The organism is Pseudomonas sp. B6(2017) (assembly GCF_002112765.1).
In the GTDB taxonomy this organism is placed as follows: Bacteria; Pseudomonadota; Gammaproteobacteria; order Pseudomonadales; family Pseudomonadaceae; genus Aquipseudomonas; species Aquipseudomonas piscis.
Genome location: NZ_NEIQ01000032.1, coordinates 1 through 23,499 on the forward strand (window position 1 = coordinate 1; position 23,499 = coordinate 23,499).

15 protein-coding genes are annotated in these 23,499 nt (G+C 67.2%); 11 read left to right on the plus strand and 4 right to left on the minus strand.

Features of this window, described 5'->3' with window-relative positions:
- Nucleotides 1-9,111: non-ribosomal peptide synthetase (locus CAG11_RS32210; RefSeq protein WP_085600660.1), on the minus strand; the 9,111-nt coding region annotated here is incomplete at its 3' end.
- 174 nt (nucleotides 9,112-9,285) lie between these two features.
- On the opposite strand from CAG11_RS32210, the gene CAG11_RS32215 reads away from it, so the two are divergent.
- Nucleotides 9,286-10,251, plus strand: a complete 966-nt coding sequence (locus CAG11_RS32215) for a siderophore-interacting protein (RefSeq protein WP_085600635.1) — start codon at nucleotides 9,286-9,288, stop codon at nucleotides 10,249-10,251.
- A 33-nt stretch (nucleotides 10,252-10,284) separates the two neighbouring features.
- Here the strand turns inward: CAG11_RS32215 and CAG11_RS32220 are convergent, their stop codons facing one another.
- Nucleotides 10,285-11,025, minus strand: a complete 741-nt coding sequence (locus CAG11_RS32220; RefSeq protein WP_031320210.1) for a thioesterase II family protein — start codon at nucleotides 11,023-11,025, stop codon at nucleotides 10,285-10,287.
- Nucleotides 11,026-11,178: 153 nt separating this feature from the next.
- The gene (locus tag CAG11_RS32225) at nucleotides 11,179-12,351 is read right to left on the minus strand and encodes an MFS transporter (RefSeq protein WP_085600637.1); all 1,173 of its coding nucleotides are present in this window, start codon (nucleotides 12,349-12,351) and stop codon (nucleotides 11,179-11,181) included.
- A gap of 125 nt (nucleotides 12,352-12,476) precedes the next feature.
- On the opposite strand from CAG11_RS32225, the gene CAG11_RS32230 reads away from it, so the two are divergent.
- The 9 genes from CAG11_RS32230 (at nucleotide 12,477) to CAG11_RS32270 (ending at nucleotide 21,850) form a co-directional block, all read left to right on the plus strand.
- Entirely contained in the window at nucleotides 12,477-13,064 is a 588-nt protein-coding gene (locus tag CAG11_RS32230) for a TetR/AcrR family transcriptional regulator (protein WP_085600639.1), read from the plus strand.
- Between the two features lie 118 nt (nucleotides 13,065-13,182).
- Entirely contained in the window at nucleotides 13,183-15,009 is a 1,827-nt protein-coding gene (locus CAG11_RS32235) for a glycoside hydrolase family 15 protein (protein ID WP_085600641.1), read from the plus strand.
- A gap of 52 nt (nucleotides 15,010-15,061) precedes the next feature.
- Nucleotides 15,062-15,430, plus strand: a complete 369-nt coding sequence (locus CAG11_RS32240) for a VOC family protein (protein WP_053138864.1) — start codon at nucleotides 15,062-15,064, stop codon at nucleotides 15,428-15,430.
- A gap of 121 nt (nucleotides 15,431-15,551) precedes the next feature.
- A complete protein-coding gene (locus tag CAG11_RS32245; RefSeq protein ID WP_085600643.1) occupies nucleotides 15,552-15,938 on the plus strand; it encodes a hypothetical protein in 387 nt (128 codons plus the stop codon).
- A 32-nt stretch (nucleotides 15,939-15,970) separates the two neighbouring features.
- Nucleotides 15,971-16,423, plus strand: coding sequence for a hypothetical protein (locus CAG11_RS32250; RefSeq protein ID WP_085600645.1), 453 nt, complete (start codon nucleotides 15,971-15,973; stop codon nucleotides 16,421-16,423).
- Nucleotides 16,424-16,482: 59 nt separating this feature from the next.
- Nucleotides 16,483-17,388, plus strand: coding sequence for an alpha/beta fold hydrolase (locus CAG11_RS32255; RefSeq protein WP_085600647.1), 906 nt, complete (start codon nucleotides 16,483-16,485; stop codon nucleotides 17,386-17,388).
- 77 nt (nucleotides 17,389-17,465) lie between these two features.
- On the plus strand, nucleotides 17,466-17,939 hold the full coding sequence (locus tag CAG11_RS32260) for a hypothetical protein (RefSeq protein ID WP_085600649.1): 474 nt from the start codon (nucleotides 17,466-17,468) through the stop codon (nucleotides 17,937-17,939).
- A 15-nt stretch (nucleotides 17,940-17,954) separates the two neighbouring features.
- Nucleotides 17,955-19,397 (plus strand): TIGR01777 family oxidoreductase, encoded by a 1,443-nt coding sequence (locus CAG11_RS32265; RefSeq protein WP_085600651.1) that lies wholly within the window; start codon nucleotides 17,955-17,957, stop codon nucleotides 19,395-19,397.
- Between the two features lie 14 nt (nucleotides 19,398-19,411).
- Nucleotides 19,412-21,850 (plus strand): alpha/beta fold hydrolase, encoded by a 2,439-nt coding sequence (locus CAG11_RS32270; protein ID WP_085600653.1) that lies wholly within the window; start codon nucleotides 19,412-19,414, stop codon nucleotides 21,848-21,850.
- Between the two features lie 7 nt (nucleotides 21,851-21,857).
- On the opposite strand, the gene CAG11_RS32275 is transcribed toward CAG11_RS32270, so the two are convergent.
- Nucleotides 21,858-22,844: a GlxA family transcriptional regulator gene (locus tag CAG11_RS32275; RefSeq protein ID WP_085600655.1), complete on the minus strand. Its 987-nt coding sequence runs from the start codon at nucleotides 22,842-22,844 to the stop codon at nucleotides 21,858-21,860.
- Nucleotides 22,845-22,936: 92 nt separating this feature from the next.
- On the opposite strand from CAG11_RS32275, the gene inhA reads away from it, so the two are divergent.
- Nucleotides 22,937-23,499, plus strand: a 563-nt coding sequence (inhA, locus tag CAG11_RS32280) for an isonitrile hydratase (RefSeq protein ID WP_085600657.1), incomplete at its 3' end; no start/stop codon positions are given.

Sequence of the window (23,499 nt, forward strand, 5' to 3'; positions counted from 1 at the left end):
GCCGATGGCTTGCTGCTGGTCGGCGACCATCGCCTGCAGCAGGTTCTGCCAGTGGCGGGCCATGCGCTCGATGGTCGAGGCCTCGAACAGGTCGGTGGCGTAGCTCAGCGAGGCATGCAACTGCTGCTGGGATTCTTCGATATCCAGGACCAGGTCGAACTGCGCCGCGGTTTCATCCCAGGTCACCGGGCTGATGTCCAGCCCCGGCAAACGCTGCAAATGATTGCCTGCCTGGCTGATGTGATGGTTGAACACCACCTGGAACAGCGGGTTGAGGCTCAAGCTGCGCTCCGGCTGCAGCGCCTCCACCAGTTGTTCGAACGGCAGGTCCTGGTGGGCCTGGGCTTCCAGGGCCCGTTGCTTGACCTGCGCCAGCAACTGGTCGACGGTCATCTGCCCGTCGATATCGGCCTTGAGTACCTGGGTGTTGACGAAGAAACCGATCAGGCGCTCGGTCTCTACCCGGTTGCGGTTGGCGATCGGCACCCCGACGCGGATGTCCTGCTGGCCGCTGTAGCGATGCAGCAGGGCCTGGTAGGACGCCAACAACAGCATGAACAGGGTCACGCCACGGACCTTGGCCAGGTCCTTGAGCTCATCCACCAGGGCAGCGGGTAGCGGTATCGACAGGCGAGCACCACGATGGCTCGGCAAGGCCGGGCGCTGATGGTCGAACGGCAACTCCAGCACCGGCTGCTGCCCACCGAGCATGTCACGCCAGTAGCCGAGCTGACGGGCCTTTTCGCCGGCCTCCATCCAGTCGCGCTGCCAGGCGGCGTAGTCGGCGTACTGGATCGGCAAGGCCGGCAGTTGCAGCTCTTCATTCAGGCTGTAGGCCGAATACAACTGCACCAGCTCTTCGATCATCACTTGCATCGACCAGCCATCGGAGACGATGTGATGCTTGACCAGCACCAGCACATGGTCATCTTCGGCCAGGCGCAGCAGGTTGACCCGCAGCAATGGGCCCCGGCTCAAATCGAATGGCTGGGCGATCTGCGCCTCGATCAGGGACTTGAGCTCCTGTTCCTTCACCTCGAGTTGCTGGATCGACACCTGTGCTTGCGCGGCGATGACCTGGACAGCCCGCTCGCCATCCTGGCGCAAATGGGTGCGCAGGCTTTCATGGCGCGCCACCAGGGTGTCGAAACTGCGCTGCAACGCAGCCAGATCCAGCTGGCCCTTCAGGCGCAGCGCGCTGGGTACATGGTAGGCGGCGCTGGTCGGGTCCAGCTGCCAGAGGAACCATTGGCGCTCCTGGGCGTAGGACAAGGCCAGCGGTTGCGCCCGGTCCACCGGCAGGATCGCCGGGGCCGAGGCGTCGACAGCGCCCAGGGCGCCGACGAAATCGGCCAGCACCGGATGCTCGAACAGGGTCTTGAGGCTGACCTCGATACCCAGGCCATGTCGCACTCGGGACACCATCTGGGTGGCCAGCAGCGAGTGGCCGCCCATCTCGAAGAAATGATCGCCGAGGCCGACCCGCTCGGCACCCAGGACCTGGGACCAGATAGCCGCCACCTGCTGCTGTAGCTCGGTGACCGGAGCGATCCAGTTGGCCAGCGCCTGGCTGGCATCGGGCTTGGGCAGCGCCGCGCGATCGAGCTTGCCGTTGGGGCTCATGGGCAGGCGCTCCAGGAACAACAGGTGCCCCGGCACCATGTAATCCGGCAGTTCTGCACGCAGGCTCGCCTTCAACTGCTCGCGCAACGGCTCTTGCTGTTGCTCGGACAAAGCCTGGCTGGCCACCACATAAGCGACCAGCTGGTTATCGGCGGCGACCACCAGGGCTTCGCGCACACTGGCCTGGGCCAGCAGGCGTGCCTCGATTTCCCCCAGCTCGATACGGAAACCACGCACCTTGACCTGATGGTCGATCCGTCCGATGTACTCGATCACCCCGTCGGCCCGGTAGCGTGCCAGGTCGCCGGTACGGTACAGGCGCCCGGCCCCGTCCGCGGCGAACGGATCGGGAATGAAGCGCTCGGCGGTGAGTTCGGGACGCTGGAAGTAACCACGGGCCAGCAGCGGCCCGCCAATCACCAATTCACCGGCCACACCCACCGGCACCGGGTTGAGGTTGGCATCGAGCAAGTAGATGGCGCGACCGTCCAGTACCCGGCCAATGGGCATGACTGCCGGCAACGGCTCGCCACCCAAGACATAAGCAGCGCAGTCCAGAGCCGTGGCACTGACCGTGGTCTCGGTGGGGCCATAGGTGTTGAACAGCCTGACGTGGTCCAGGCCCGCCGCGCGCCAGGCATTGAGGCCTTCCGGCGGCATGGCTTCGCCGCCGATATGCACCTGGCGCAGGCGCCCGTAGTCGCGTGGGCCACGGTCGGCGAAGTCCCGTACCAGCAGGTACCAGTAGGCGGTGGTCAGGTCGGCCACGGTGATCTGGTGTTCGATCAATTGCTGGTAGAAGGTGTCGCTGTCCCACAGTTCGCCACCGCGCACCACGACCGCCGCACCGCAGCACAATGCCGGGTACAGCTGTTCGACGAAGGCGTCGAAGTTGAAGGTGCCGAATTGCAGGGCCCGGTCATCGGCCTTGAGCTCGAACAACTCGGTGATCACTTCCACATGCCGCGCCAGGGAGCCCAGGTCGATCCCGACTCCCTTGGGCCGGCCAGTGGAGCCGGAAGTGAACATCACATAGGCCAGGTTGCCCGGCTGTGAACGCACCGGCGGATTCTCGGCGCTGTAGGCGGCCAGCCAGTGTTCATCCTGCTCCAGGCAGATCAGCGGCAAGCCGGGGCTGATCGGCAATTGCTCCAGCAGCGGTTGCTGGGTCAACAGCAAGCCCAGGCCGCTGTCCTCGATCATGCACTGCAGGCGCTCGCGGGGGTATTTCGGGTCCAGCGGCACGTAGGCGCCACCGGCCTTGAGCACCGCCAGCAGGCCCACGACCATTTCCAGGGAACGATCCACCGCGACCCCGACCAGGGAATCGGCCTTCACCCCCAGCTCGATCAAGCGCTGGGCCAGGCGGTTGGCCCGCTGGTTGAGCTCGCCATAGGTCAGGCGGCGCTGGTCGAGGATCAGCGCCAGGCGCTCCGGTTGCATCGCCGCCTGCTGCTCGAACCGTTGCACTACGCTGGCCTGCGCCGGCCGCGAGGCATCGCGCGGATTCCAGGCCTGCAACAGGTGCCGTTGTTCCGACTCCGGCAGCAACGGCAAGGCCCCCAGGGCTTGCTCCGGCACCTCGAAAAAGCGCTGCAGCAGCGCTTGCAGGCAGGCCGCCAGACGCTGCACTGCCTGGCTGTCGAATTCGGCCTGGAGGTACTCCAGGTGCAGGCTCAAGCGTGCGCCGCCGTGCGCAGTCAGGGTCAACGGGTAGTTGGTGCGTTCCTGGCTCTTGACCTCGCTGAAGCGCAGGCCCTCGGCAGCGCCCTGCTCCAGGCTCTTGGCCACGGGGAAGTTCTCGAACACCACCAGGGTATCGAACAGCGCCTCGCCGGCGGCCCCGGCCCAACGCTGGATATCGAACAACGGCGTGTGTTCGTGCTCGCGCATCTCCAGGTTCAGCGCCTGAACCTGGCGCAGCCAGTCGCCGACCGACTGCGCCGGATCCACGTTGGCGATCAAGGGCAAGGTGTTGATGAACAGGCCGACTTGCTGCTCCACATCCGCCAACTGCGCCGGGCGTCCGGAGACCGTGACCCCGCAGGCCACGCTGGACTGGCCGGTATAACGCTGCAACAGCAACAGCCAGGCCGCTTGCACCAGGCTGTTGAGGGTCACCTGTTGAGCCCGGGCAAAGGCACCCAGGCGCCGGGTCTGCTCTTCATCCAGTTCACAGAGCAGTTCGCCGTATTCGCCCGTTGCCGGTTGCCCGCTCCTGGCCACGCTGCGAGCCAGGAAGGACGGCTCGTCCAGCTGTGCCAGGCGCTCGCGCCAGAACGCCTCGCCCAGCGCCGGGTCCTGGGCCTGCAACCAGGCGATGTGCTGGGCAAAACCGGCGCCTGTCGGCGCCAGCGGCTGGCCCTTGCAGGCTTGCAGTACTTCGTTGAGCACCAGGGCGTTACTCCAGCCATCCATGAGGATGTGATGGCTGGTGTACACCAAGTGCCAGCGGTCCTCATCGGTGCGCACCAGCACCACCCGCAGCAAGGGCGGACGAGCCAGTTCGAAACCTTGCTGGTGCTGCTCCAGGGCCAGGGCGTCGAGCGCCGCCTGCAGATCCGCACGAGTGCGCCAGTCATGCTCGATCAGCGGCAGCTCGACCTGGCGATAGACCACCTGCAGGGCCTGGCCCTGGTCCTCCTGCCAGACGAACCCGGTGCGCAGCATGTCATGACGGCCCAGCACCTGCTCCCAGGCTTGCTGGAAGCGCGCCACGTCCAGGCCCTGGACATCGGCCCGCAACTGGCTGACATAGACGTCGCCCTGGTCTTGCTGGTACAGGCTGTGGAACAGCATGCCCTGCTGCATCGGCGACAGCGGATACACATCCTGCACTTCGCGGGACGCCAGGGCCAGGTCATCCAGTTGCTGCTGGGTGAGCCGCGCCAGGCTGACGTCGGACGGGGTCAAGGCGCCGTGGCTTGGGTCCAGGCAATGTTCGATCAAGGCCAGCAACTGCTCCTGGTAGTCATCCACCAGGCGCTGGATGGTCGAGGCGTCGAACATCTCACGGCTGAAGCCCCAGCTCAGGCTCAGCTCGCCGCCGTAGACCTGGCCTTCGATCACCAGCCAGTTGGCCAGCGGCGCACCCGGGTCCTGGGTCTGCCCGGCCTTCTCGGCGGCCGGCACCAGCAGCGCCTGGGCATCGAACTGGCGGTCGAACTGCCCCAGGTAGTTGAAGGTGATGCGCGGTTGCGCCAGCTGCGCCATGGCTTCGCGGCTGGCGGTATCGCCCAGGTAGCGCAGCAGGCCGAAGCCCAGGCCCTTGTCCGGCACGGCGCGCAATTGCTCCTTGATGCCCTTGATCGCCGCCCCTGGCTCGTCGGCGGCGCGCAGGTACACCGGGAACAGGCTGGTGAACCAGCCGACGCTGCGGCTCAGGTCCAGGTCGCTGCCCTGGGTTTCCCGGCCGTGGCCTTCCAACTGCACCAGGGTGCCCTCGGCGCCGGTCCAACGACCGATGGTGCGGGCCAGGGCGGTGAGCAGCAGGTCGTTGATCTGGGTGCGATAAGCGCCCGCTGCCTGTTGCAGCAATTGCGCGGTGCGCTGGGCATCCAGGGTCAGGGTGATTTTCTGTTCATGACGGTTTTCCAGGGCGCCAGCCGGACGCTCGGCCGGCAGGTCGGCGACCTGGGCCGGGATCTGCGCCTGCCAGTAGGCCAGCTCGGAACTACGTTCCCCCGCCAGTTGCTGCAGGTGTGCGGACCAGGCCTGGTAGGAACTGGTACGTGGTGCGAGGGCCTGTTGCGGCTGGCTATACAGCTGCTGCAGGTCTTCCAGCAGTACGCGCCAGGACACCCCGTCCACCGCCCAGTGGTGGACCACCAGCAACAAGCGCTGGCTGCCGTCGGCCAGGTTGACCAGCATGCCGCGCAGCAATGGGCCTTGCTCCAGATCCAGGCTGCGCTGGGCAGCCTCGCACAGCTGGGTGAGTTGCTCCGCATCGCCCGCCTCACGCAGCCACAACAACTCACCGGGCTCCTCGGCATAGGCCTGCTGCCAGCCAGCGGCCACTTGGCGCACGCGCAAGCGCAGCGCATCGTGATGCCTGGCCAGGCGCGCCAGGGCTTCGGCCAGGCGCTGGGCATCCAGGGGCTGGCGGGCTTGCAGCAACAGCGACTGGTTCCAGTGCTGGCGCTGCGGTACCGCTTGTTCCATGAACCAGTGCTGTACCGGCGTCAGCGCCAGCTCGCCGCTGGCCGGGCCACTGTCCTGCTGGCCGAGGGCCACCGGCTTGGCCACCTGGGCCAGGCTACGCAGGGTCTGGTGCTGGAACAGGTCCCGTGGGCTGAGCGCCAGGCCAGCCTGGCGGGCGCGGCTGACCACCTGGATGGAAATGATCGAGTCGCCACCCAGGGCAAAGAAATTGTCATCCAGGCCGACCTGCTCCACCGTCAGCACCGCTCGCCAGATCTCGGCCAGGGTCTGCTCGGCCCCCTCGCGCGGCGCACTGTAAGGAGCCAGTTGCACCTCACCGACCTGGCTCAGCAGGGCCTTGCGATCGAGCTTGCCGTTGGCGGTCACGGGCATGCTGTCCAGCAGCACCCACTGCGCCGGCACCATGTAGTCCGGCAGGCTGCGGCCCAGGTGTGCGGCCAGTGCCTCGCGCCAATCGGCGGCGACCTCTTGCAGGACCAGGTAACCCACCAGTTGCTTGCCGTCCACCACCAGCACCGTGGCTTCGCGCACTTGCGGATGCTCCAGCAGGCGCGCCTCGATCTCGCCCAGCTCGATACGCAGGCCGCGCAACTTGACCTGGTGGTCCAGGCGCCCCAGATACTCGATCACGCCATCGGCGCGCTGGCGCACGCGGTCGCCGGTGCGATACAGGCGCGCGCCATCATGGAATGGACAAGGTACGAAACGCTCGGCAGTCAACGCCGCACGCCGATGATAGCTGCGGGCCAGGCCGGCACCGCCCAGGTAGAGCTCGCCAGCGACCCCGGCAGGCACCGGCAGTAATTGTGCATCCAGCACATGGGTGCGCAGGTTGGCGATCGGCCGGCCGATCGGCACGCTATCGAGCCCCTCGTCGACACAGGTCCAGTGGGTTACGTCGATGGCTGCTTCGGTCGGGCCATACAGGTTGTACAAACCGACCTTGGGCAATTTTGCGAACACCTGCTGCTGGGCATCCATGGGCAAGGCTTCGCCACTGCAGACGATGCGCTTGAGGCTGGTACAGGCCGACACGCCGCTGTCGCGAATGAATGCCTGGAGCATCGAAGGCACGAAATGCAGGGTAGTGACCTGCTGCTCGGTAATGGTCCGGATCAGTCGTGCCGGTTCGCGATGGGCCCCGGGAGCGGCCACCACCAGGCGTGCCCCGGTCATCAGCGGCCAGAAGAACTCCCACACCGAAACGTCGAAGCTGAATGGAGTTTTCTGCAGCACCGCATCGCTGGCGTCCAGGCCATAGGCCTGTTGCATCCATTGCAGGCGATTGACCAGCGCCGCATGGCTGTTGCCGGCGCCCTTGGGCTTGCCGGTGGAACCCGAGGTGTAGATCACGTACGCCAGGTTCAGCGGATCGATCAGTACCTCCAGCGGGCTGTCGCTGTAGGCATCGAGCCAGTCCGGCTCCTGGTCGAGGGTGATGATCCGGACCGTTTCGCCAGGCAGCGACGCCAGCAGCGAGCTCTGGCTGAGCAGCAGGCCGATGCCGCTGTCCTCGATCATGTAGGCCAGGCGGTCCTGGGGATACTCCGGGTCCAGGGGCACATAGGCTCCGCCGGCCTTGTGGATCGCCAGCAGCCCCACGACCATTTCGATGGATCGCTCGATACAGATCCCCACCAGTGTGTCGGCTGCCACCCCCTGCTCGCGCAACAAGCGCGCCAGCTGGTTGGCCCGGGCGTCCAGCTCGCCATAGCTGAGCTGGCGCTCGCCGAACACCAGGGCACAGGCCTGCGGAGTACGCCCGGCCTGGGCCTCGATCAACTGGTGCATGCAGACTCCGCGGGGGTAGTCCACCGCGGTGCGGTTCCATTCATGCACCAGCAACTGCTGCTCCTGGACATCGAGCAGGGGCAGCTCGCCGATACGTTGCCCGGCATCCGCCAGCATGCCTTGCAGCAGGCTGGTCCAGTGACGCGCCATGCGAGCGATGGTGGCCGCATCGAACAGGTCATCGGCATAGGTCAGCGCCGCATGCAACCTGCCGGATTTCTCGTAGGTATCCAGGGTCAAGTCGAACTGGGTGGTACGGCTTTGCCACTCCACCAACCCCAGCTCCAACCCGGAGGCGGTGTTCACCGTGGTGATATCGGCCACCTGCGGCTGGTGGTTGTACATCACCTGGAACAACGGCGTATGGCTCAAGCTGCGCTCCAGCTTGAAGGCCTCCACCAGTTGCTCGAACGGCAGGTCCTGGTGGGCCTGGGCCCCCAGGGCCGCCTCCTTGACTGCCTGCAACAGCTCGCTGACCCGGGTCTGGCCGGTGAGCTCGGTGCGCAGCACCTGGGTGTTGACGAAGAAGCCGATCAACCCCTCGACCTCGGCCCGGTTGCGGTTGGCGATGGGCACGCCGACGCGGATGTCGCCCTGGCCGGTGTAGCGATGCAACAGCACATTGAAGGCCCCGAGCAGGAGCATGAACAGGGTGACGTTGTGCTGTTTCGCCAGGGCGCGCAACTGCTCGGCCAAGGCCGGCTCCACGGCGAACTCATAGCGAGTCCCACGGTAGCTGGGCACCGCCGGGCGTGGATGGTCGGTGGGCAGCTCCAATACCGGATGCTCATCGCCCAGGCGGGCCTGCCAATACTCCAGCTGACGCGCCTGCTCCCCCGCCTCCAGCCAGCGCCGCTGCCACAGGGCATAGTCGCTGTACTGGATCGGCAGTGCCGACAATTGCGGCGCCTCGCCGCGCTCGAAGGCGTCATAGCAACGGATGAATTCGTCGATCAGCACGTTCATCGACCAGCCATCGGACACGATGTGGTGCAGGGTCAGTAACAGCACATGGTCCTGGTCCGCGAGCTTGAGCAGCTTGATCCGCAACAGCGGTCCCTGGCCCAGATCGAACGGCAGCAATGACTGGCGCTGGGCCTCGGCAGCCACCGCCTGTTCGCGCAAGGCGGCATCCGTGGCACTCAGGTCCTGGTACTCCAACGGCAATGGGCTGTCGACCACCATTTGCTCCAGGCGGTCATCGACGTGGCGCTTGAACAGGGTACGCAGGGTTTCGTGGCGGGCGATCAGGTGGGCGAAGGCCTGCTCCAGCGCACCGCGATCCAGCTCGCCCTTGAGACGCACGGCACCCGGCAAGTTGTAGGCGCCGCTCTCGGGGTCCAACTGCCAGAGGAACCACATGCGCCGCTGGGCGTAGGACAGGTCCCAGCGATCATCCACGGCCACGTCGGCCGGAATCGGAAACAACGAAAAGTCGATGTTTTCATCCCGCAGGCCATCGAGGAACAACCGCCGCTTCTCCAGCGGCAGCTCGATAAAGCGGCGAGCAAGTTTCAGGGACTTTTCAGCGTTCATCGGGGTTCATCCGTACATGTTGGGTATCGAGCGAGAGCTCGGCTATCCCTACGAAACGGATGGGCGCCGGGAAAAATTAACCCTGCGCGCAGGCCCCGGATCGCCCCCTCAGCGGTAAATTCCACCCCCTGCGGCTCGTTAAATCAGGACCTTCTTTTTCATAAGGTCGCGATCATGTCCTCAGCCACTTCCCTGGCCAGCTCGCTGGCAAATGGCTTGCGCAAACTGGTAGGCGCAGGCGTCCAGTCACCTCGCAGTTACCGGGTGATCAACGTCGAGCTCAAGCAGCGCATCGACCTCAGCCCCTCCCTGGTACGCCTGGTATTCAGCGGCGAGGACATCGCCCAGGCCCGCACCCTGGCCCCGGACCAGCGCATCAAGCTGCTGTTTCCCGCCGCCGATGGCAGCCTGCCGCAGTTGCCGGTGGAGGGTGACTGGCATGCCGCGCGGCGCAAGCTGCCGAGCGAGCAGCAACCGCCGATGCGCACCTACACCATCCGCGAGCTGCGCCTGCAGCCGGCGGAACTGGACGTGGACTTCGTGTTGCACGGGGTCAACGGGCCGGCCTCGAGCTGGGCGACCTGCGCGCAACCTGGCGACCGCTTGCAGATGGTGGTGCCGAACAAGGCCTTCAGCGGCGACCCCGGCGGTTATGAATGGCAACCGCCGGCGGGCATCCGCAAGGTGCTGCTGATGGGCGATGAAACCGCCCTGCCGGCCATCGCCGGGATTCTCGATGAGCTCAAGGAGTATCCGGACTACCCGGATGTGCAGGTGTTCATCGAGGTACCCCACGAGAGCGACTGCATCGACCTGCATTGTCATCCACTGACCCGGCTGAGCTGGCTGCCCCGCGACATGCTCGACGCCCGCCATGGCGAGCCCCTGATCCACGCCGCCCGGGAGCTGGCCGAACTGCCGCCGCCCAGCGCCGGAAGGCGGCCGGTCAAGGCCGGGCGTGACGATGAAGAGCGGCCCTGGGAAACCGCAGCGCCGGCGGACAACCTGTTCTATGCCTGGGTGGCCGGGGAGTCGGCCACGGTGATGAGCATCCGCCGCCACCTGATCAACGAGCGCGGCCAGGAGCGGCGCAACCTGACCTTGATGGGCTATTGGCGCATGGGCACGTCCCTGGGCTGAGCCCTGCCCTGCCCTGCACAGCCGGCAACAGGGCTACAAGGACAGCGCGACGGGGGCCAGGTGACGGCGCCGGTGCACATCCAGGTGTCCCTTGACCAGGCTCAGCACCTTGGCTTCGTGTTCGTGGATGAAGAAATGCCCGCCGGCGAGCATGTCCACCGAGAACCCGCCATGGGTCTCCTTGCTCCAGCCGATCAACTGTTCGGTGGTGGCGCGATCGGCCTTGCCGCCCAGCACGTGCACCGGGCAATTGAGCAACGGGCGCTGCACAGGCCGGAAGCGCCCGCACAACAGGAAGTCGGCCCGCAGGATCGGCAACGTCAGGCTCATCAGCTCCTGGTTGGCCAGCACTTCTTCGCTGGTGCCGTTGAGGGTGCGCAATTGCTCGATCAGTTGTGCATCGGTCTTGGGCTCGGCAAAACCGCGGTCGTATTCGGTGCGCAAGGTCGGCGCCGCGGTTCCCGAGGCGAACAGCGCCACCGGCTCCGGGCAACCCAGGGCCCGCAGGGCATGGGCCAGCTCGCAGGCCAGCAGGGCTCCCAGGCTATGGCCGAACAAGGCATAGGGTGGCCGCAACGTAGCCTGGATTTCTCCGGCCAGCTGCCTGGCCAGCTCGCGCATGTCGGTGTGCAGGGGTTCGGCGTAGCGGGCACCACGCCCGGGCAATTCCACCGGCGACAGCTGCAGCCACTCCGGCAGCTTGCGCCGCCAGCGGCTGTAGACCATGGCGCTGGCTCCAGAGTACGGCAGGCATAGCAGGTTCAACTGGGTCACGGTTTTCCCTCGGCAGATGATCGGTCGGCAGCCCCTGCAAGACTGCCGCGCCAGCCAAGGCCGGGGAACGCTGGCTCCCGTGGCTGGCACTCTTTGCAGGGGCTCCAGAGAAACAACGCGGCGCAGCGTGGACAAATTAGTCCCTTGGTCGTTTCAGCGCAGGCTGCGATAGCTCTGCAAGGCCGCCACCAGCACCACCGCACCGCCAGCCAGGGCCAGCCAGAAGCCGCTGCGGGCGCCGAACTGGTCCACCAGGCCGCCGGCACCGGCGGCCCCCAGGGCCACGCCCACCCCCAGGCCGGTGACCAGCCAGGTCAGGCCCTCGGTCAGCTTGGCCGGCGGCACGATGCGCTCCACCAGAGCCATGGCGACGATCAGGGTCGGGGAGAAAAACAGCCCGGCGACGAACACCGCCAGCGACAAGCCGAGGATGTTGCCGGCCAGCAACAGCGGCAAGGTGGTCACCGCAGTAGCGATACCGCTGTACATGAACAGCCGGGGCAGCGGCGTGGCCAGTTTCAAGGCACCGAAGGCGATCCCCGCCAGGCACGAACCGGTGGCGTACATCGACAGCACGATGCTCGCCGCCGCCGGCTGGCCCTGTTGCTGGGCGAAGGCCACGCTGACCACATCCACCACGCCGACGATGACGCCCATGGCGGTCATCAGCAGCAACAGCAGGCGGATCTGCGCCGAACGGATGATCGAGCCCGAATGCTGTTCGTCATGGGCATGGACCGGCGGCTCGGTGGACTTCTGCACCACGAACAGCGCTACCCCCAGCGCCAGCATCAGCAGCGCCACCAGCGGCCCGGCCTCGGGAAACAGGCCGACGCTGAGACCGACCGAGATCGGCGGGCCGACGATGAAGCACACCTCGTCCAGCACCGATTCCAGGGCGTAGGCGGTCTGCAACTGCGGCTGGCCCCGGTACAGCTCGGTCCAGCGGGCCCGGACCATGGCCGACATGCTGGGCATGCAGCCGGCCAGGGCGGCGCAAAGGAACAGCGCCCAGTGCGGCGCCTGCAAGCGGGTGCACAGCAACAGCGCCAGCAAGGCGCCGCCGCCCAGCCCGGCCGCCAAAGGCAGGACCCGGCCCTGGCCGAAGCGGTCCACCAGGCGCGAGACCTGGGGCGCGCAGAACGCCGTGGCCAGGGCGAAGGTAGCCGCCACCGAACCGGCCAGGGCGTAGCCGCCGTGCAGTTGCGCCAGCATGGTGATCAGGCCGATGCCGGTCATGGAGATCGGCATGCGCGCGATCATGCCGGCCAGCACGAACGCCCGGCTGCCGGGGGCCTTGAACAACTCGCGGTAGGGGTTTGCCATGTACAACGACTCCTTGGGGGTCCTCAGGGCGGCTTTGCAGTAGCTACACATACGCCGCGTATGTTAAAAAGCATGAAAACATACGCCGCGTATGTCAATCCATCATGTGTTGGAGAATTGTTTTCATGAGCAGCCGCCCGCGCGCCGAAATGATCGAGGCCACCCGCGCCAAGCTGATTGCCAGTGCCCGCCTGGCCTTTGCCCGCCTGGGCTACGCCAAGACATCCATGGACGACCTGACCGCCGAAGCCGGGCTGACCCGAGGTGCCTTGTATCACCACTTCGGTGACAAGCAAGGCCTGCTGGCCGCGGTGGTGGAGCAGATCGACAGCGAAATGGACGCCCGCCTGGACCGAGTCAGCGACCAGGCCGGCGATCCCTGGGAAGGTTTTACCCGGCGCTGCCGGGCCTACCTGGAGATGGCCCAGGAGCCGGAAATCCGGCGTATCGTCCTGCAGGACGCCCGGGCCGTGCTCGGCGAACGCCTGCCGGACCAGGAACACTGCATCGACTCCCTGGGCCGGCGCCTGCAAGCCCTGGCCGAGGCCGGGATCATCAGCCCCGCGCCAAGCCAGGCCCTGGCCCGCCTGGTCAATGGCAGCCTGGTGGACACCGCGCTGTGGATCGCCGCCGACGCAGCGCCCGGACAACGCCTGGAACAAGCGCTGCTGGGCCTGGAACTGCTGCTGCGGGGATTGCGCGCCAAACCCTGAAATGAACTCCCGGGACGCTGCGCAGGTCAGCTCAACAGAAGCCGGGCGTCCTCGCCTGGCCTGACCTTCGCCCCGCTCATCGCCTGTGGCATGGGCCTGAACCCGGAGTCTTGCGGCCATGGCTGAGCAGCATCCTGCGACCCAGCGTCCCATCGACGCCCACGGCATCATCGGCGACATGCGCAGCGCCGCCCTGGTGGACGACCAGGGCAGCATCGACTTCTTCTGCTGGCCGGAATTCGACAGCCCGACGATCTTCTGCGCCCTGCTGGACAGCCCCAGCGCCGGGATCTTCCAGCTGGCGCCAGCGCTGGCCAATGCCCGCCGCCAGCAGATCTACCTGCCCGACAGCAACGTCCTGCAGACCCGCTGGCTGGGCAACGAGGCGGTGGTGGAAGTCACCGACCTGCTGGCCATCGATGAAGACGTCGAGCTACTGCCACTGCTGATCCGCCGGGTCCGGGTGGTCAGCGGCCAGGCCAGGCTGCACTTGCACTGCGCGCCACGGCTGGATTACGCCAGGGCCACCACCCAGGCACGGATGGACGGCGCCGCGGTGTGCTTCCAGGCCCCCGGCCAGCCCGGCCTGCGCCTGGTGGGCGACCGGCCGCTGCAACTGGAACAGGACGCGGCCGTGGCCGAATTCTTGCTGGAACAAGGCCAGAGCGCCGAGTTCATCCTCGGCGGCAGCGACGATCCGCGGGTGCAGTGCGGCGCCGGCGACCTGCACCTGAGCCGCACCTTGCGGTTCTGGCGCGATTGGATCGGACGCTCCAACTACCGTGGGCGCTGGCGCGAGATGGTCAATCGCTCGGCCCTGGCGCTCAAGCTGCTGACCTCCAGGCGTCATGGCGCGATTCTCGCCGCTGCGACCTTCGGCCTGCCGGAAAGCCCGGGCGGGGTACGCAACTGGGACTATCGCTACACCTGGGTGCGCGATGCTTCGTTCACCGTCTACGCCTTCATGCGCCTGGGCTACGTCGAGGAAGCCAACGCCTACATGCGCTGGCTGCGCGGGCGGGTCAGCGACTGCCATGGCAAGCCGACGAAACTCAACGTCCTGTATGGCATCGACGGGCGCCAGGAACTGCCGGAAGCGGAGCTTGCGCACCTGTCCGGCCACGGCGGCGCACAGCCGGTGCGCATCGGCAACCAGGCCTACGAACAAGTGCAGCTGGACATCTTCGGCGAGCTGCTGGATGCGGTGTACCTGGTGAACAAGTACGGCGAAGGGATCTCCCACGAGGGTTGGAAACACACGGTGCAGGTGGTGGACCGGGTGTGCGCCGGCTGGCAGCACAAGGATGTGGGAATCTGGGAGATGCGCGGCGAGCAGCATCACTTCCTGCATTCGCGGCTGATGTGCTGGGTGGCGGTGGACCGGGCCATCCGCCTGGCCTCCAAGCGCTCGCTGCCGGCGCCCTTCGCCCGCTGGGACCAGGCCCGCCAGGCCATCTACGACGACATCTGGAGCCAGTTCTGGAACGAAGAGCGCGGGCACTTCGTCCAGCACATCGGCAGCACCGCCCTGGACGGCTCGATGCTGCTGATGCCGCTGGTGCGTTTCGTCGGTGCCCGTGATCCACGCTGGCTGTCCACCCTGGAAGCCATCGAGAACAGCCTGGTGCGCGACGGCATGGTCTACCGCTACCGCAACGACGACAGCCGGATCGACGGCCTGGACGGTACCGAGGGCGCGTTCGCCGCCTGCTCGTTCTGGTACGTCGAATGCCTGGCCCGGGCCGGGCGCCTGGAGCAGGCGCACCTGGAGTTCGAGCAATTGCTGCGTTATGCCAACCCCCTGGGCCTGTACGCCGAGGAGTTCGACCCCCACGGCCGCCACTTGGGCAATACGCCCCAGGCCCTGACCCACCTGGCGCTGATCAGCGCGGCCTGCTTCCTCGATCGGCGCTTGAGCGGCGACAAGGAGGTCTGGCAACCTTGAGCGCCGCCTGTGAGCACAGGCACCCTCCTCCCCCGGCCCAATGGATGTGCCCATGCCCGACTCACCGATCATCGCCGTGATGATCCACGCCGCCGACTGGCGCGCCGCCACCGACTGGTACGCCCAGGCGTTTCCCCAGGCCCGCCGGGTGCGGCATGAGCCCGACGATTTCGGGCACCTGCAACTGGGCGAGCTGGCGCTGGAAATCGTCCCCAGCGACGCCAAGGTCGGCCAGGGCCCGGCGGGCAGCGTGGTGTACTGGCGCGTCGCCGACCTGCCCGGCGAGCTGCAGCGCCTTGTGGCCCTGGGCGGCCGCTTGTATCGCGGCCCCATGGCCATCGAAGGTGGCGAGTGGATCTGCCAGGTGCAGGATCCCTGGGGCAACTGCATCGGCCTGCGCCAGCCGGCGCCCTTGGCCTGAGGTGAAAAATGGCGCACCTCTTTCAAGCAGCGTGTCCACAGCACCGACCTGCAAGTGAAGCCGATGCGGCGAGCGACACCGCGCTAGAATCCACCCCTCGACTTTCACCTGGGGCCCCCTCATGAGCCTGGAGTTGCACCTTGAAGCCGACAAACGCCTGACCACGGCGCTGCTCGGCCGTCTGCTGGAGGGTCTTGCGGGAGCCGAAATGGCCCGTGCGTCCGGAGGCCTGCAGGCGACCTTCCCATCAGGGCTGAGCCTTGACAACGAGGATTCGAACCTGGAGCCCGAAATCCGCGCCGAAGACCGCAAAGGCTGCGACTTCGCCGTCGGCCTGCGCTGCTGCTTGCGCATCAAGGGCCCCGAACCCGAGGGCCACAGCGCCCTGGATGACCTGCGACGACTGCTGGACAGCATTGCCCAGAACAGCGAGGCGCTGTTCATCCTCTCGTTCCAGTACGAATCCACGCTCTACTGGCGCGACGCCGACGGTCTGCATGAAGCCTGAGCCACGAAACCACCACGAGTGACACCACCCCGATGAAAACACTGGTCGCCCTGTTTGCCCTGCTGTTCAGCAACGTCGCCCTGTGCGCCTCGTTCAGCGACTCCCCCGAAGCTCTGGTGCGCCAGTTCATTGCCGACTATCAGCAGTGGAGCGACAACGCCAGCGCACGCCAGCCGGTGGACGCGCCCCTGCAATCGCTCGACCTGGCGCAGCAGGAGTACGCCCAGTTGCTGGCCAAGTTCTGCCTGCCGGGCTTCCAGGGCCAGCCGATTGCCTTCACCTCCCCGGCCAGCCACGGCACGGGCTATGAGCAAGTTCTCTCGAGCAGCCGTACCGGTGATCGCGCGCTGGTGAAAACCCGGGCGATCACGCCCGGTACGGGGTTTGCCGCCGATTACCACTACCAGCTGATCTTCCGTGACCAGCGCTGGTACCTCAGCGAAGTGTTCTACGTGGACGATGAGGGCCAGTACGAATCGCTGTAGATCACCTGCAAGCCATTTTTACGCTAGGGTGTTGCGAGCCACCGAACTCCGGAGTCGCCATGCCCAGCCCAGCCGCCCTGCATCACGCCACCACTGCCAGCCTGCATATCGCCTACGAGGAACACGGCCCGCGTGGGGGCGAGCCGGTGATCCTGCTGCACGGTTTTCCCTACGATCCACGGGCCTACGACGAGATCGCCCCGCCCCTGGCCGAACGCGGTTATCGAGTGATCGTGCCGTACTTGCGCGGCTATGGGCCGACGCGCTTCACCCACCCGGGGATCATGCGCTCCGGGCAACAGGCGGCACTGGCCCAGGACCTGCTGGAGCTGATGGATGCCCTGCAACTGCCCACGGCCACCCTGGCCGGCTACGACTGGGGCGGACGCGCAGCGTGCATCGTCGCGGCACTCTGGCCGTACCGGGTGCGCGGCCTGATGAGCGCCGACGGCTACAACATCCAGGACATCGCCAAGGCCTGTGAGCCCCGGGCTCCGGAAACCGAGCTGCGGCTCTGGTACCAGTACTACTTCAATACCCAGCGCGGGGTGGACGGCCTGCGCGCCAACCGCCGGGAATTCTGCGAGCTGCTGTGGCGCCTGTGGTCGCCAACCTGGCAACAAGGGCCCGGGCTCTATGGGTTGAGCGCGCCGTCCTTGGACAACCCGGATTTCGTCGAGGTGGTGATCCACTCCTATCGTCATCGCTTCGGCTACGCCCCGGGCGATCCAGCGCTGGAACCCATCGAGCAGGCGCTGCTGGCCCAGCCGCCGATCCAGGTGCCGACCATCGCCCTGTGCGGCGCCGACGATGGCGTCGGCGCGCCACTGGTGCCGGACCCCGACGGCCCGCAGTTCACCCGCGGTTATGAACGGCGGATCTTGCCCGGGGTCGGCCACAACGTGCCCCAGGAGGCGCCGCAAGCCACCCTCGAGGCCCTGCTGGAGCTGCTGCAAGACGCTTGAAGAGCGCGACTGGCGCACGCCATGGCGGGGGAAAAATCGGTACACTGCGCGGCCTCGATCCCCCCACAGGACATGGAATGTTATCCGCCACCTCTTCTTCACGCCCTGGCCTGCGCCGGGGCCTGGTGCTCTGGCTGTACGCCGCCGGCGCCGGCCACTTGCTCGCCGGCCTGCTGCTGACCTGGGCCGGCCACCAGGCGCTGTTCAACGACTACCTGGCCACTATCGAACAAGCCTTCTGGGGCGCCGCCGCCCCGGCGCCGGCCCGGGCCCAGCAGGTCTGGTGGCTGGGCCTGTTCGGCGCCACCTTGCAAAGCTACGCCCTGTACCTGCTGGCCCTGGTGTACCTGGGCGATCGCCTGCGCGCGCCGGCGGCCTGGGCCTGGCTGATGGCCGGGATCGTCCTCTGGGCGCCCCAGGACATGTGGCTGTCCTGGCAGGTGGGCATGTCGGCCCATCTGTGGATCGACAGCTTCGCCCTGCTGGTACTGCTACCACCTTTGGCCTGGCTGTACCGCCACGACCGCCTTACCTCTCGCTCTCTTTCGTAAAAGGATTTCATCATCGTGGCTGACTTGCCGTTCCTGCAGTGGGCCGTCGCCCTGCTGCTCGCCCAAGGGGGGCTGGGCGCCCTGGACACCCTCTACCACCACGAACTCACCGTAGCCCTGCCGCAACGCCACAGCGCGCGCAAGGAACTGAGCATCCATGCCCTGCGCTCGTGCTTCTACGGCGTACTGTTCATGGGCATCGCCCACCTGGCGTTCCAGGGCATCTGGGCGCTGGTGATCGCGCTGCTGTTCGCCCTGGAGATCGGCCTGACCCTGTGGGACTTCGTGGTCGAGGACCGCAGCCGCAAGCTGCCGGCCATCGAGCGCATCATGCACACGGTGCTGGCGATCAATGCCGGCGCCTTCTTCGCCTTGTACGGCCTGCAACTGCTGGAATGGTCGCGCTTGCCCAGCGCCCTGGCCCCTATCGACCTGGGCTGGCAGGGCTGGGCCCTGAGCCTGTTCGCCGTGGGCGTGAGCGCCTCGGGGATTCGCGATGGCCTGGCGGCCCTGCGCCTGCAACGCCAGGGGCAGGCGATCAATCCGTTCACCGGCGGCGCAGGCAAGCGGGTGCTGGTCACCGGCGGCACCGGCTTCATCGGCGAAGCGCTGGTCAACCAGTTGCTCGACGCCGGCCATACGGTCAGCGTGCTGGCCCGGGACCCCTTGCGCGCCGCCTACCTGTTCGACGGTCGCGCCCGCTGCCTGCGCTCTTTGGACAAGCTGGGCCATGGCGAAGCGTTCGACGTGATCATCAACCTGGCCGGCGCCCCGGTGGCCGGGCCGCGCTGGTCGGCCAAGCGCCAGGCACAACTGCTGGCCAGCCGGGTCGGCACCACCGAAGGCCTGCTCAATTGGCTGCAACACGCCCAGCACAAGCCCGCGCTGTGGATCCAGGCCTCGGCCATCGGCTTCTACGGGGTGCGCGATGCCAGCCAGGAACTGGATGAAGATGCCGCGCGCGGCGAAGGCTTCATGGCGGATTTGTGCGCTCGCTGGGAGTCCTCGGCCGAGCCCGCCAAACGCTTCGGCGTACGCCAGGTGGTGCTGCGCCTGGGTATCGTGTTCGGCCCCGGCGGCGCCCTCAAGCCGTTGCTGATGCCCTTCTACTTCGGTTTTGGCGGGCGCATGGGCGATGGCCGGCAGATCATGAGCTGGGTGCACCGCGACGATGTGCTGCAAGTGATGGCCCGCGCCATGCGCGATGAATCCCTGGAGGGCACCTACAACCTGGTGGCCCCGGATGCCGTGAGCCAGGGGCAGTTCGCCGAGAGCGTCGGCCAGTTGCTCAAGCGCCCGGTATGGCTGCATGTACCCGCAGCGCCGGTGCGGGCCCTGGCCGGGGAAATGGCTCAGCTGTTCTTCGATGGCCAGAAGGTGGTGCCGGCGCGGCTGTTGCAGGCCGGCTACCGCTTCCGCTACCCGACCCTGGACAGCGCCCTGCGCGACCTGGCCTGAACCGAGGAGCCTCGATGAGCAAGCCCCTGTTGTACTTGCTGGCGGGTAACGGCAGCGCCAGCGACTGGTGGGACGATGCCGTACCGCACTTTCGCCGTTATCGAGTGCAAACCCTGGAACTGCCGGGGTTCGGCGATAACCCTCAGCCACCGTGCGACGACCTGGGGCAATACGCCGAGGCCCTGCTGGCGCTGACCGCCCCGGGCAACGCCATCGTCGCCGTGGGCATCAGCGCCCTGGTGGTGCTGCACGCCTTGCAGCGCCGTCCCGGGCACTTCTCCCGCAGCGTGCTGCTGTCGCCGGTGGGGGCCTTCCTCTGGCAGCGGCGCCTGCCGGCGTTGATGTCGCCACTGCCGGTGCGGCTGTTGATCCACCGCTTGCTCAGCCAGCGTCCGGCCTGGTTCGCCCACAAGTTCTCGCGCCAGCGCTGGAGCCCCCAGCAGTACCGGCGCATGGGCGCAGGTTATGCCCGTTGCCGGGCCTTCGTGCCGCTGTGGGAGCAATTGCGGGCCGACACCGCGCTGCCGCTGCTGGAGTGGATCGAAGACCCGGTGGAGCTGGTCTGGGGTGATCAGGACCAACTGCTCGGCAGCGCCCAGGCCGCGGCCTGGAGCGCGATCCTGGCCCGCGCCGACCTGCGAGTCAGCCTGCGCCCGGGCTGGGGCCACTACCCGTGGATCGATGCACCGGCCGAGTTCGTCGCCTGGCTCGAGGCGCCCAACGATGGCTTCGTCGCCCACACCAAGGGCGGCCGCCTGCATCTTGCGCAATGGGCCGGCCAGCCGGTGCCGGCCGCCCTGAGCCTGGACAGCGCCGAGGATCCGCGCCTGCCATCGCTACTGGCCAGCCAGCCCGATGCCCTGTGGGCCGTGCGCTCCTCCAGCTATGGCGAAGACCAGGCCGACTCGGCCAACGCCGGGCTCAGCACCACCTACCTGCGGGTGGCCGCCAGCGAAGTGGCGTCACGCATCGACGAGCTGCGCCAGAGCGGGGTCGAGGAAGTGGTGGTGCAGCGTTTCGTCCAGCCGGTGCTGTCGGGGATCGCCTTCGTGCGCCACCTGGCGGTGGAACTGGAATGGGTCGAGGGCCATCTGGAAAGCCTCGCCGATGGCCAGGCCAGCCCCGAGCGAGCGGTGCTGTCACGCCTGGGCCCGGCCTGGGAAAGCGGCACCTTCGCCACGCGCCACGGCCTGTCTGCCAAGGCCTTGTGGGACTTTCTGCAAGGGGTGCTGAAGGTTTTCCACTACGTCCCCGGCGACATCGAGTGGGCCTGGGATGGCCAGCAAATGTGGCTGCTGCAATACCGCCCGATCAGCGACTACGGCTGGCGCCGGCACCTGACCGCGGCCAACATCGCCGAGATCCTGCCACCACAACCCAGCCGCTTCGTCGAGTACGGCCAGCGCCGGGCAGCGGCCAGCATCCCGGCGATCATGGCCCGCTGGGACAGCCGGGTACTGGAGAACAACGAGCCGTTTACCGCCCTGTTCGGTGGCGCCTCCTACATCAACAACGACCTGTTCCTGGCGCGCCTGGCGGATTGGGGTCTGCCCTCCTCCGGCTATGCCGCCGAAGTCGGTGGCGCGGCCCCGGCCCTGCCCTTGCGGCCCCTGCGCCTGCTGCGTTCGCTACCACGCCTGCTGCGCATGCAGTTCATCGCCCGCAGCCACCTGCTGACCCTGGAGCCGGGCCTGCGGCGCTTCGAACGGGAACTGGCGCAACTGCGCGAGGCCGGGGCCTCGGGCCAGCAACTGGCGGACTGGTTCAGCCGCTTCTACGTGTTCGTGGTCCAGGGCAACCTGTGCATCGCCACGGCCCTGGCCAGCAGCGGTGGCGCCCTGCTCGGTCGCCCGCCCACCGCCTACGACAACCTGGAGCACAGCCCCCATCGGTTGCCCTGGGAAACCGATCCCGGCACTGCGCGCCCGGCATGCGCGCCGCTGCCATTGCAGGCGTTCCCAAGCTGGAGCCCCGCCGTCGCCCTGGCCCATCGCCTGGGCCTGCCGGGCATGCGCGGCTACTACCTGCAAGTACGCGAATGGTACCGGGACAACCTGATGCGCCTCTTCATGGGCCTGCACCATGCGCTGCCCGAGGCCGATCGCGACTACTGGTTCGCTCCCCACGAACAGGTGCGCAGTCGCGGTGGCAGCTTCTGGCAGGACGGCCGCGAAGGCAGCGAGCAGGCCAGTGGCTTCATGATCTACCCGGGCCAGGCCCAGGGCATCCTCGGGGTGGACATCCTCCTGGAGGACACCCTCGACCCCGGTCGGCATGCCCACTACCAGCAGGCCCGGGCAGTGATCGCACGCATGGGCGGGCGCCTGTCCCATGGCTCGACCCTGCTGCGGGAACTGCGCAAGCCCTCGGCGGTGCTGCCCCAGGTGGATCCGAGCTGGATGGGCCGCGAGGTACGCTATGTCGACGGTCAACTGAACCTGGTCCAGGACTGAAGGCGGCTCAGGAAGACTCCTGGGTGGCGGCGAAACGTTCGCGATAGGCCTGGGGCGTCACGCCCAGGGCCCGCAGCACGCTGCGGCGCAGGGTCTCCTCACTGCCAAAACCGCACTGCACGGCAATGCGCTTGATCGACAAGCCAGTGTCGGCCAGCAAGCGGCGGGCGGTTTCCACCCGGATCAGCTCGATGGCCCGGGCCGGGGTCTGGCCGGTGTCGGCGCGGTAGTGGCGCACGAAACTGCGCTCGCTCATGGCCGCTTGCTCGGCCAGCACCGGCACCGTCAGTTCCCGGTTGAGGTTCTCGGCGATCCAGGCGTGCAGCCCATCGAAACGCCCGCCACCGTTCTGCAGCGCCAGGGTCACGCTGAACTGCGCCTGCCCGCCCGGGCGCTTGAGGAACACCACCAGTTGCCGGGCCACTTCCAGGGCTGCCTCGCGCCCCAGGTCAGCCTCCACCAGGGCCAGCGCCAGGTCGATGCCGGCAGTGACCCCGGCCGACGTCCAGACCGGGCCGTCGTTGATGAAGATCGGGTTGGCCTCGACCCGCAATTGCGGATAGGCCTCGGCCAGTTGCTCGCAGCGAGTCCAGTGGGTCACCACCCGCCGGCCATCCAGCCAGCCGCTGGCCGCCAGCAGGAAAGCCCCGGTACAGACCGAGGCCACCCGCCGTGCCGCCCCCGCCCGGGTCGCGACCCAGGCCACCAGTTGCGGGTCACGGGCGGCCGCGTAGACCCCGCCGCCACCGGCCACGATCAAGGTATCGCATGCCTGCTCCAGGCCCGGCAGGGGGTCGGCCAACAACGCCAGGCCCGACGAACTGAGGGTCGCCCCGCCCGGGCTTGCCACCACCCGGGGGTTATAGGGTAACGGCACCCCCCGCTCGCGGGCCCGGTCATTGGCTGAGGCGAACACCTGCAAGGGCCCGGTGACATCCAGCAACTGGGCGTTGGCAAAAGCCAGGACAAAGACGTTTTTCGCGGTGGCAGGCATGATTGGCGTAAATCGAGGGCAGGTTGGCGTATGCGCCAAATCCTAGAAGGCTAGAGTCAGCTCGTCCACCCCATCGATACAAGGAGCTCGCAATGGCCGTGCAGATCGGTTTTCTGTTGTTCCCAGGCGTCCAGCAACTGGACTTGACTGGCCCCTATGACGTGCTGGCGGCGCTGCCGGATACGCAAGTGCATTTGCTGTGGAAGGAGCCAGGGCCGATCAGCTCCAGTGCCGGGATGCTGCTGCAAGCCACCACTGGCTTCGCCGCCTGCCCGCCGCTGGATGTGCTCTGCGTACCGGGCGGGGCCGGCGTCGGGGCCTTGATGGAAGATCCACAGGTGCTGGATTTTCTCCGCCAGCAGGCCACCCAGGTGCGTTACCTGACCTCGGTCTGCACCGGTTCCCTGGTGCTCGGCGCCGCCGGCCTGCTACAGGGCAAGCGGGCCACCACCCACTGGGCCTACCACGAGTTGCTGGCGCTGCTGGGGGCCATTCCCGTCCATGAACGAGTGGTGCGCGATGGCAACCTGTTCACCGGCGGCGGCATCACCGCGGGCATCGACTTCGCCCTGACCCTGGCCGCCGAGCTGTTCGACCCACAGACCGCGCAGCGGGTGCAACTGGATCTGGAATACGCCCCGGCCCCCCCCTTCGA

Coding starts and splice junctions, on each gene's coding strand:
- CAG11_RS32255 (WP_085600647.1), top strand. CDS start 16,483: ATGCCCAGCCCAGCCGCCCTGCATCACGCCACCACTGCCAGCCTGCAT.
- CAG11_RS32215 (WP_085600635.1), top strand. CDS start 9,286: ATGTCCTCAGCCACTTCCCTGGCCAGCTCGCTGGCAAATGGCTTGCGC.
- CAG11_RS32225 (WP_085600637.1), bottom strand. CDS start 12,351: ATGGCAAACCCCTACCGCGAGTTGTTCAAGGCCCCCGGCAGCCGGGCG.
- CAG11_RS32235 (WP_085600641.1), top strand. CDS start 13,183: ATGGCTGAGCAGCATCCTGCGACCCAGCGTCCCATCGACGCCCACGGC.
- CAG11_RS32230 (WP_085600639.1), top strand. CDS start 12,477: ATGAGCAGCCGCCCGCGCGCCGAAATGATCGAGGCCACCCGCGCCAAG.
- CAG11_RS32260 (WP_085600649.1), top strand. CDS start 17,466: ATGTTATCCGCCACCTCTTCTTCACGCCCTGGCCTGCGCCGGGGCCTG.
- CAG11_RS32245 (WP_085600643.1), top strand. CDS start 15,552: ATGAGCCTGGAGTTGCACCTTGAAGCCGACAAACGCCTGACCACGGCG.
- CAG11_RS32275 (WP_085600655.1), bottom strand. CDS start 22,844: ATGCCTGCCACCGCGAAAAACGTCTTTGTCCTGGCTTTTGCCAACGCC.
- CAG11_RS32250 (WP_085600645.1), top strand. CDS start 15,971: ATGAAAACACTGGTCGCCCTGTTTGCCCTGCTGTTCAGCAACGTCGCC.
- CAG11_RS32270 (WP_085600653.1), top strand. CDS start 19,412: ATGAGCAAGCCCCTGTTGTACTTGCTGGCGGGTAACGGCAGCGCCAGC.
- CAG11_RS32240 (WP_053138864.1), top strand. CDS start 15,062: ATGCCCGACTCACCGATCATCGCCGTGATGATCCACGCCGCCGACTGG.